At 68.9% G+C, this 8,387-nt stretch carries 7 protein-coding genes; 4 read left to right on the top strand and 3 right to left on the bottom strand.

All coding sequences use genetic code 11. The annotated features are described in order from the left end of the window. Positions 1 to 125 precede the first annotated feature (125 nt). Together ACFWYS_RS19630 and ACFWYS_RS19625 are read right to left on the bottom strand one after the other, a co-directional pair. A complete protein-coding gene (locus ACFWYS_RS19630; RefSeq protein WP_384770110.1) occupies positions 126 to 1,976 on the bottom strand; it encodes a hypothetical protein in 1,851 nt (616 codons plus the stop codon). Between the two features lie 163 nt (positions 1,977 to 2,139). Continuing rightward, complete coding sequence (locus ACFWYS_RS19625) at positions 2,140 to 2,358, bottom strand: hypothetical protein (protein ID WP_384770107.1); 219 nt, start codon at positions 2,356 to 2,358, stop codon at positions 2,140 to 2,142. 129 nt (positions 2,359 to 2,487) lie between these two features. Here ACFWYS_RS19625 and ACFWYS_RS19620 point away from each other — a divergent pair, with 129 nt between their 5' ends. Then, positions 2,488 to 3,462 (top strand): carbohydrate kinase family protein, encoded by a 975-nt coding sequence (locus tag ACFWYS_RS19620; RefSeq protein WP_384770104.1) that lies wholly within the window; start codon positions 2,488 to 2,490, stop codon positions 3,460 to 3,462. 103 nt (positions 3,463 to 3,565) lie between these two features. Here the strand turns inward: ACFWYS_RS19620 and ACFWYS_RS19615 are convergent, their stop codons facing one another. Beyond that, a complete protein-coding gene (locus ACFWYS_RS19615) occupies positions 3,566 to 4,945 on the bottom strand; it encodes a cysteine desulfurase/sulfurtransferase TusA family protein (RefSeq protein WP_384770102.1) in 1,380 nt (459 codons plus the stop codon). Between the two features lie 286 nt (positions 4,946 to 5,231). On the opposite strand from ACFWYS_RS19615, the gene coxB reads away from it, so the two are divergent. Genes coxB through ACFWYS_RS19600 form a run of 3 tightly spaced genes read left to right on the top strand, consistent with a single transcriptional unit; the run spans position 5,232 to position 8,325 of the window. Further along, positions 5,232 to 6,197 (top strand): cytochrome c oxidase subunit II, encoded by a 966-nt coding sequence (gene coxB / locus ACFWYS_RS19610; RefSeq protein ID WP_272123191.1) that lies wholly within the window; start codon positions 5,232 to 5,234, stop codon positions 6,195 to 6,197. Beyond that, the gene (gene ctaD / locus ACFWYS_RS19605; RefSeq protein ID WP_384770099.1) at positions 6,194 to 7,930 is read left to right on the top strand and encodes a cytochrome c oxidase subunit I; all 1,737 of its coding nucleotides are present in this window, start codon (positions 6,194 to 6,196) and stop codon (positions 7,928 to 7,930) included. The genes coxB and ctaD overlap by 4 nt, the downstream gene beginning before the upstream one ends. Then, entirely contained in the window at positions 7,927 to 8,325 is a 399-nt protein-coding gene (locus ACFWYS_RS19600; protein ID WP_384770097.1) for a cytochrome c oxidase subunit 4, read from the top strand. Before ctaD ends, ACFWYS_RS19600 begins: the two co-directional genes overlap by 4 nt. Positions 8,326 to 8,387: the final 62 nt, after the last annotated feature.

Genomic DNA, 8,387 nt, shown 5'->3' with positions numbered 1-8,387 from the left:
ACCGCGATCAGCGGCCCCAGGTCGTCGCGCCGGAACGCCGGTACGGCCGAGTCGAGGGGGGGCGCCCCCCCCCGCGGGGCCCCCCGCCTTTCGCTGTCCGCGGGCCTTCGGAGCCTGACCGGCTCCTACTGGGCCCCGGACGTCTCGGGTGCGTCCGGGATCCGCGCCCCGGGCTTCTCCAGCGGGATCTTCTGGCCGTCCGTGCCCACGACCTTCCGGTCGCCGAGCGGCTCGTCGAGCTGCACGGTCTTGTGGAACACCTTGGCGATCAGGATGCAGACCTTCTCCGGCTGCGAGGTCTCGGTCACCCGCACCGTCACCTGGTCACCGCTCTCGTCCGCCGTCACCTTGTAGTCGGCGCACACGCCGCCCGTGAAGGCGACGGTCAGCTCCGAACCGTCGGCCGTGTAGCCGTCCACCGTCACATTGCGGGTGACCGGCGCCGACGTCGGCTCGTCCTTGGGCCCGGTCGGCCGCGGGCTCGGCTGCCCGGTCGGCTCCCCGGACGGCGTGGCCGAAACCAGGTACTTCGGGTCGACCGCCGGATACGTGACCGTGAAGCCGTCCTGCGCGCCCGGCGCCTTCACCTGGAACAGCCAGGACGGCACCAGCGCCTGCCGCGCGTCCACATAGTGCGAGGCCAGCCCGAACACCGCCTTCTCGACGGTCACGGTGTCCTTCGACGGCGCCGCTCCGGTGGAACCCTCCTGACCGCAGGGCGCCTCAAGACGGTCCTTCAGCGGTACGGGACTGGCGCAGCCGCCGATGCCCATGCGGTGGTCGGTCGCGGGCGCCGCGTTCATCAGCTTCAGCGTCTTCTCGGCGTCCAGCACGGGGTACGTGTCCCCCTTCACCGGCGCCTTCAACTGGCCGCTCCCGCCGACCACTTCACCCTGGGCGCTCACGGTCACCCCGGTCGTCCAGCCGTAGGTGGGCAGCCCGCCGACCACGGGATCGGCGTTCACCACCCGCTGGCCGCCCATGACCTGGCTCGCGTCGAGCTTCGCGTCGTCCTGACCCACCGCCTTCAGGATCGGGGCGGCGGCCTTCTTCGCGGCCTCCTCGCCGACCGGGTCACCGGCCCGCTCGGCGGAGTTCTTCTGGCACACCGTGGTGCTCTGGCAGTTGTCGGTGCCCGGCGTGTACCGGTAGTACGTCCAGGTCCCCGGCGCCTGCTTGTTCACCTGCAGACTGGGCCCCGCCCCGTCCTGCGCCCCGACCCGCCAGGTCTGCCCCTGCGCCACCGGCGCCCCGTCCACTCCGAGCGCCTTCGCCAGCCGGGCCACCTCCTCCGCACCGACCTGGCCCGCCGCCCGGTACACCGGCGCCGAGCCGGGCCCGTCCGCGAGCTCCCCGTCGGCCTTGTAGGTGACGCCGTACGGGTTCGGCTCGCCTGGCGCGATCCCGCCGGTACCGCCTCCGGCGTCGCTCCCGGTGAACCCGTCGAGGTGAAGCGGCGGCGGAGTCTCACCGCCGGACGCCGCCGAGGTCGTACCACCGTCCGACCCACCGGACGCGTTCGCGGCGAGGTAGGCCCCGCCGCCCCCGACGAGCAGTACGGCGGCGGCGACGGAGGCGATGATCACGGGGGAGCGGTGACGGGGCGAGCCGTCGGCCCGGTCCCCTTCGTCACCGGACTCCTCAAGCGCCGGAGCGGAGGCGGGGACGGAGGCGGCGGGAGCCGGGGCCTCGGCGCCACCAGCCGGTTCGCCACCGACGACGCCGGACCCGCTCTCCTCACCGGCACCGGAAGCCCCGGTCTCGGCGGAAGCCTCGGTGCCGGCGGAAGCCCCAGCCTCGGCGGAAGCCTCGGTGTCACCGGATGCCTCGGCATCGCCGGAAGCGCCCGTGTCGCCGGAGGCCCCGGTCTCGGCGGCGCCCTTCTCCTCCGGAGCGCCCTGCTCCTCCTGAACGCCCTGCTCCTCGGCGGAGCCCTCGGCGCCCGGGTCGTCGTTCTCGGGTCGCTCGGTGTTCACCGCATCGCTCCTTCGGCTGCGCACATGTCCCATGACCCTGACCCGACCCTGTCAAAAAGGACGGTCCACGGGGTCGTATCCCGCATCCCCTCTACGGGGGACAGCGATGGGACGCAGCGGGGGAGCGCACGGTTCCCTGAACGGCGCGGATTCGGCCGCCGTATCAGTCGCCGTAGTCCGACATCGCGTCCAGCAGTCGCGCCGACCTCGACGGCACGGTCACCCCGTGGATGCGTGACGGGGAGACCGGAAGGGAAAGGACGCGGTCAGGGACGGTCCAGTGGGGAGCCATCCGCGCGCAGTCACCGAGCAACGACGCCAGGTCGACCATGTCGACCTCCGGCTCGGCCGGAGCGGGGGCGTGGACCTCGATTTTCGTCATGGTGGCACCGTATGCACGCCAGAGCCCGCGAAGAAAGATCTACTATCAGGTATTTTTGCTACTTCAGACTCCCGGTCACGCACGGTAGCGTGGAATGTCAACTCCCCCTCCCGCAGGAGACTCCACGCCGTGCGCATCGCAGTCACCGGCTCCATCGCCACCGACCACCTCATGACCTTCCCCGGCCGCTTCGCCGACCAGTTCGTCGCGGACCAGCTGCACACGGTCTCGCTCTCGTTCCTGGTCGACAACCTGGACGTACGCCGAGGCGGCGTAGGCGCGAACATCGCCTTCGGCATGGGCCAGCTGGGCACGAACCCGATCCTGGTCGGCGCCGCGGGCTCCGACTTCGACGACTACCGGGCCTGGCTCGACCGGCACGGCGTCGACACCGGCTCGGTCCGTATCTCCGAGACCCTGCACACCGCCCGCTTCGTCTGCACCACCGACGCCGACCACAACCAGATCGGCTCCTTCTACACGGGTGCGATGAGCGAGGCCCGGCTGATCGAGCTGAAGACCGTCGCGGACCGCGTCGGCGGCCTCGACCTGGTCCTCATCGGCGCCGACGACCCGGAGGGCATGCTCCGGCACACCGAGGAGTGCCGCTCGCGCCGGATCCCCTTCGCCGCCGACTTCTCCCAGCAGATCGCCCGTATGAACGGTGACGAGATCCGGATACTGCTGGAGGGTGCGACGTACCTCTTCTCCAACGAGTACGAGAAGGGCCTCATCGAGTCCAAGACCGGCTGGTCCGACGAGGAGATCCTGTCCAAGGTCGGCCACCGCGTCACGACCCTCGGCTCGCGCGGCGTACGTATCGAGCAGGCCGGCCAGGACCCGATCGAGGTCGGCTGTGCCGAGGAGGAGCGCAAGGCCGACCCCACGGGTGTCGGCGACGCCTTCCGCGCGGGGTTCCTGTCGGGACTTGCGTGGGGTGTGTCCCTGGAGCGGGCCGCGCAGGTCGGCTGCATGCTGGCGACGCTCGTCATCGAGACGGTGGGTACGCAGGAGTATCAGCTGCGTCGGGCGCACTTCATGGAGCGGTTCATGAAGGCGTACGGGGACGCTGCCGCCGAGGAGGTTCGCAAGCACCTCGGCTGAGGCCGGGTGCGACTACTCGTCTGCCTCGGCGGGTTCGTTGTCGGCTGCCGGTGCGCGGGGGCTGTTCGCGCAGTTCCCCGCGCCCCTAAAGGCCTGAGGGAGTTCAGCTCACCCGGCGGACCAAGTACGCCGTCCCATTCTCCGCCGTCTCCTCGCCCACGTACTCCTGGCCCCGCATCTCGCACCACGCCGGGATGTCCAGGCGGGCCGCCTCGTCGTCCGACAGGACCCGGACCAGCCCGCCCACCGGCACGTCTCCGATGACCTTCGCCAGCTCGATGACGGGGATCGGGCAGCGCTTGCCGAGGGAGTCCACGACCAGGACGTCCTCGTCCTGTACGACCTTCTCCGGCATCGGCGCTCCCAGCTTCTCCCGCACTCCGGCAACCGCCCCCGGCAGCACCTCCAGGAACCGTTCGACGTCCTCCGCGGCGGTCCCGAGCGGCAGGGACACCCGGACGTTCCCCTCGCTCAGCACACCCATCGCCTTCAGCACATGGCTGGGCGTCAGCGTGCTGCTCGTGCACGACGAACCGGACGAGACCGAGAACCCGGCCCGGTCCAGCTCGTGCAGCAAAGTCTCCCCGTCGACATAGAGACAGGAGAAGGTGACGATGCCGGGCAGCCGCCGCACCGGATCGCCGACCACCTCCACATCCGCCACCAGCCGCGGCACCCGCGCCCGGATCCGCTCCGTCAGCTCCCGCAGCCGTACCGCCTCTTGGGCGGCCTCCGCCCGAACGGCCCGCAGTGAGGCCGCAGCGGCGACGATCGCCGGGATGTTCTCGAACCCGGCCGCCCGCCCGGACTCCCGCTCGTCCGCGGGCCCTTGTGCGGCGAACCGCACCCCTTTCCGTACGACAAGCAGCCCGACCCCCGACGGACCGCCCCATTTGTGGGCACTCCCGGTCAACACCGACCAGTCGCCCTCGACCCGCCCCCACCCCAGCGACTGCGCCGCATCCACCAGCAACGGCACCCCCGCCGCCCGGCACACGGCAGCCACCTCGCCCACCGGCTGCTCGGTCCCCACCTCGTGGTTGGCCGACTGAAGACAGGCCAGCGCGGTGTCCGGACGGAGGGCATCCGCGTACGCCCCCACGGCCACCGCCCCGCCCCGGTCCACCGCCACCTGAGTGACCGAACCCCCGTCGGCCTCGTGCGCGTCAGCCGCATGGAGCACAGAGGAGTGTTCGACGGCGGACACGATCAGGTGGCGTCCGATCCGGCGACGGCCCGCCAACACGCCCGCGATGCCGGAGTGGACCGCCTTCGTCCCCGACGAGGTGAACACCAACTCGTCGGTACGACACCCCACAGCCTCAGCGGCAGCCTCCCGAGCCGCGTCCAACAGCATCCGAGCCCGCCGCCCCTCCCGATAGAGACGGGCAGGATCAGCCCATCCCTCATCAAGGGAAGCCTGTAGCGCCTGCCGGGCAACAGGATGAAGAGGAGCACTGGAAGCAGCGTCGAAGTAGCTCACACAGCAACGCTAAATCGTCCGGTGACTGCGACGCCCTTCAGGGGCGCGGGGCGCGACATCAGCGGCTCCGCCGCGGGGCGCAACCAGCCACAAACAGCCCGCACCCGCCAAACCAGCGAACCACCCCACCTCATAGGCACCCCTCCCCGCGAACCCTCGGAGAGCGTCGGCTAGGGTTTGGTCCGCATAAACATCCAAACCCCTGCCCGTCGCAGGGCGGCGACCGACCACCGAGAAGGCAGGCCGCAGCCATACCGCGCGGGCGAGACTCTCGGGAAGGCGCTACGTGAGTCCCAACGGCTCCGACCGCTCGCCGCGGCGCCCGATGCGGCGGAAGCTGCTGCAGGCAATGACCGCGGGCCTGGTCCTGGCGACAGCCACCGGTTGCTCGTACAACTGGGAAGACTTCCCCCGCCTTGGTATGCCCACCCCGACCACGGAAGAGGCTCCGCGGATCCTCTCCCTGTGGCAGGGATCGTGGGCGGCCGCGCTCGCCACGGGCGTGCTGGTCTGGGGCCTGATCCTGTGGAGCACGATCTTCCACCGGCGCAGCCGCACCAAGGTCGAGGTTCCTCCGCAGACCCGGTACAACATGCCGATCGAGGCGCTGTACACGGTGGTTCCGCTCATCATCGTCTCGGTGCTGTTCTACTTCACGGCCCGCGACGAGACGAAGCTCCTCAGCCTCAAGGACAAGCCCGACGTCACCGTCAACGTCGTGGGCTACCAGTGGAGCTGGGCCTTCAACTACGTCCAGCCCGTCGAAGGTTCCAGCGGCAACGCGAAGACCGACAAGAACCTGGCCGCCATTCCGGACCGGTTCAAGGAGGACTTCCCGGCGAACGCGGGCGGTGTCTACGACGCCGGCACCCCGGGCACCCGGAACCCGCAGACCGGCAACCCGGGCCCGACCCTGTGGCTGCCGAAGGGCAAGACGGTCCGCTTCGTCCTCACCTCGCGTGACGTCATCCACTCCTTCTGGGTGGTGCCGTTCCTGATGAAGCAGGACGTCATCCCGGGCCACACCAACGCCTTCGAGGTGACCCCCAACCGTGAGGGCACCTTCCTGGGCAAGTGCGCCGAGCTGTGCGGCGTCGACCACTCCCGGATGCTGTTCAACGTGAAGGTCGTCTCCCCCGAGCGCTACGAGCAGCACCTCAAGGACCTCGCCAAGAAGGGGCAGACCGGTTACGTTCCCGCCGGCATCGCGCAGACGAGCCACGAGAAGAACCGGGAGACGAACAACCTGTGAGCATCCTCAACGAACCCCAGGGTGCCGCCGCAGCTGAGGACTCGTACGAGAACGAGCTGCCGGTCAGGCGCAGGCAACCCGGCAACGTCGTGATCAAGTGGCTCACCACCACCGACCACAAGACGATCGGGACGCTGTATCTCGTCACGTCGTTCGCGTTCTTCGTGATCGGCGGCGTGATGGCGCTGCTCATGCGTGCCGAGCTGGCCCGTCCGGGTCTGCAGATCATGTCGAACGAGCAGTTCAACCAGGCGTTCACGATGCACGGCACGATCATGCTGCTGATGTTCGCGACGCCGCTGTTCGCCGGCTTCACGAACTGGATCATGCCGCTGCAGATCGGCGCGCCGGACGTGGCCTTCCCCCGGCTGAACATGTTCGCCTACTGGCTGTACCTGTTCGGCTCGCTCATCGCGGTCGGCGGTTTCCTCACGCCGAGCGGCGCGGCCGACTTCGGCTGGTTCGCCTACTCCCCGCTGTCGGACGCGGTCCGCAGCCCGGGCATCGGCGCCGACCTGTGGATCATGGGCCTGGCCTTCTCCGGCTTCGGCACCATCCTCGGCTCGGTCAACTTCATCACCACCATCATCTGCATGCGTGCGCCGGGCATGACCATGTTCCGCATGCCGATCTTCGTGTGGAACGTGCTGCTGACCGCGGTGCTGGTCCTGCTCGCCTTCCCCGTCCTCGCGGCGGCGCTGTTCGCGCTGGAGGCGGACCGCAAGTTCGGTGCGCATGTCTTCGACGCCGCCAATGGCGGAGCGTTGCTATGGCAACACCTCTTCTGGTTCTTCGGCCATCCAGAGGTGTACATCATCGCGCTACCGTTCTTCGGCATCATTTCCGAGGTCATCCCGGTCTTCTCCCGTAAGCCGATGTTCGGCTACATGGGTCTGATCGCGGCGACCATCGCCATCGCGGGTCTGTCCGTGACGGTGTGGGCGCACCACATGTACGTCACAGGTGGTGTACTCCTGCCGTTCTTCGCCTTCATGACGTTCCTCATCGCCGTACCAACAGGCGTGAAGTTCTTCAACTGGATCGGCACCATGTGGAAGGGCTCACTGTCCTTCGAGACACCGATGCTGTGGGCGACCGGCTTCCTCATCACCTTCACCTTCGGTGGTCTGACCGGCGTCATCCTGGCCTCGCCGCCGATGGACTTCCACGTGTCCGACTCGTACTTCGTGGTGGCGCACTTCCACTACGTCGTCTTCGGCACCGTCGTGTTCGCGATGTTCTCCGGCTTCCACTTCTGGTGGCCGAAGTTCACCGGCAAGATGCTCGACGAGCGCCTCGGCAAGATCACGTTCTGGACGCTGTTCATCGGCTTCCACGGCACCTTCCTCGTCCAGCACTGGCTGGGCGCCGAGGGCATGCCGCGTCGTTACGCGGACTACCTCGCGGCCGACGGCTTCACCGCCCTGAACACGATCTCCACCATCAGCTCGTTCGTGCTCGGCGCGTCGCTGCTGCCCTTCTTCTACAACGTGTGGAAGACGGCCAAGTACGGCAAGCCGGTCGGCGTCGACGACCCGTGGGGCTACGGCCGCTCCCTGGAGTGGGCGACGTCCTGCCCGCCGCCGCGGCACAACTTCCTCACCCTGCCGCGGATCCGTTCCGAATCCCCGGCGTTCGACCTGCATCACCCTGAGATCGCCGCTCTCGACCAGCTTGAGAACGCTCCTCACGGTGAGAAGGCCCTGGCTGGTGGCAAGGAGGCCGGCAAGTGAAGACCCAAGGCACGATGTTCACCTGGCTGAGCGTCTTCGTCCTCGGCATGGCGATCGTCTATGGCGTCTGGTCGAAGGAGCCGGCCGGCACCACTGCCCTCTTCCTGGCCTTCGCCCTGTGCATCATGATCGGCTTCTACCTGGGCTTCACCGCCCGGCGGGTCGACGCGGGCGCGCAGGACAACAAGGAGGCGGACGTCGCGGACGACGCCGGCGAGGTCGGGTTCTTCAGCCCGCACAGCTGGCAGCCGCTCTCCCTCGGTATCGGCGGCGCGCTCGCCTTCCTGGGGATCGCGGTCGGCTGGTGGCTGCTCTACTTCTCGGCCCCGCTGCTCCTCATCGGTCTCTGGGGCTGGGTCTTCGAGTACTACCGCGGTGAGAACCGCACCCAGTAACACGAAGCGAGCCCACAGGAGCCCGGACATTCCGTCAGGAGTGTCCGGGCTCCCGCTTTTGC

Origin of the sequence: Streptomyces sp. NPDC059010 (assembly GCF_042740355.1) — a bacterium.
In the GTDB taxonomy this organism is placed as follows: Bacteria; Actinomycetota; Actinomycetes; order Streptomycetales; family Streptomycetaceae; genus Streptomyces.
The sequence above is the reverse complement of the archived record's forward strand: the minus strand, read 5'-3'. Positions and strand labels throughout refer to the sequence as shown.

Coding starts and splice junctions, on each gene's coding strand:
- ACFWYS_RS19625 (WP_384770107.1), bottom strand. CDS start 2,358: ATGACGAAAATCGAGGTCCACGCCCCCGCTCCGGCCGAGCCGGAGGTC.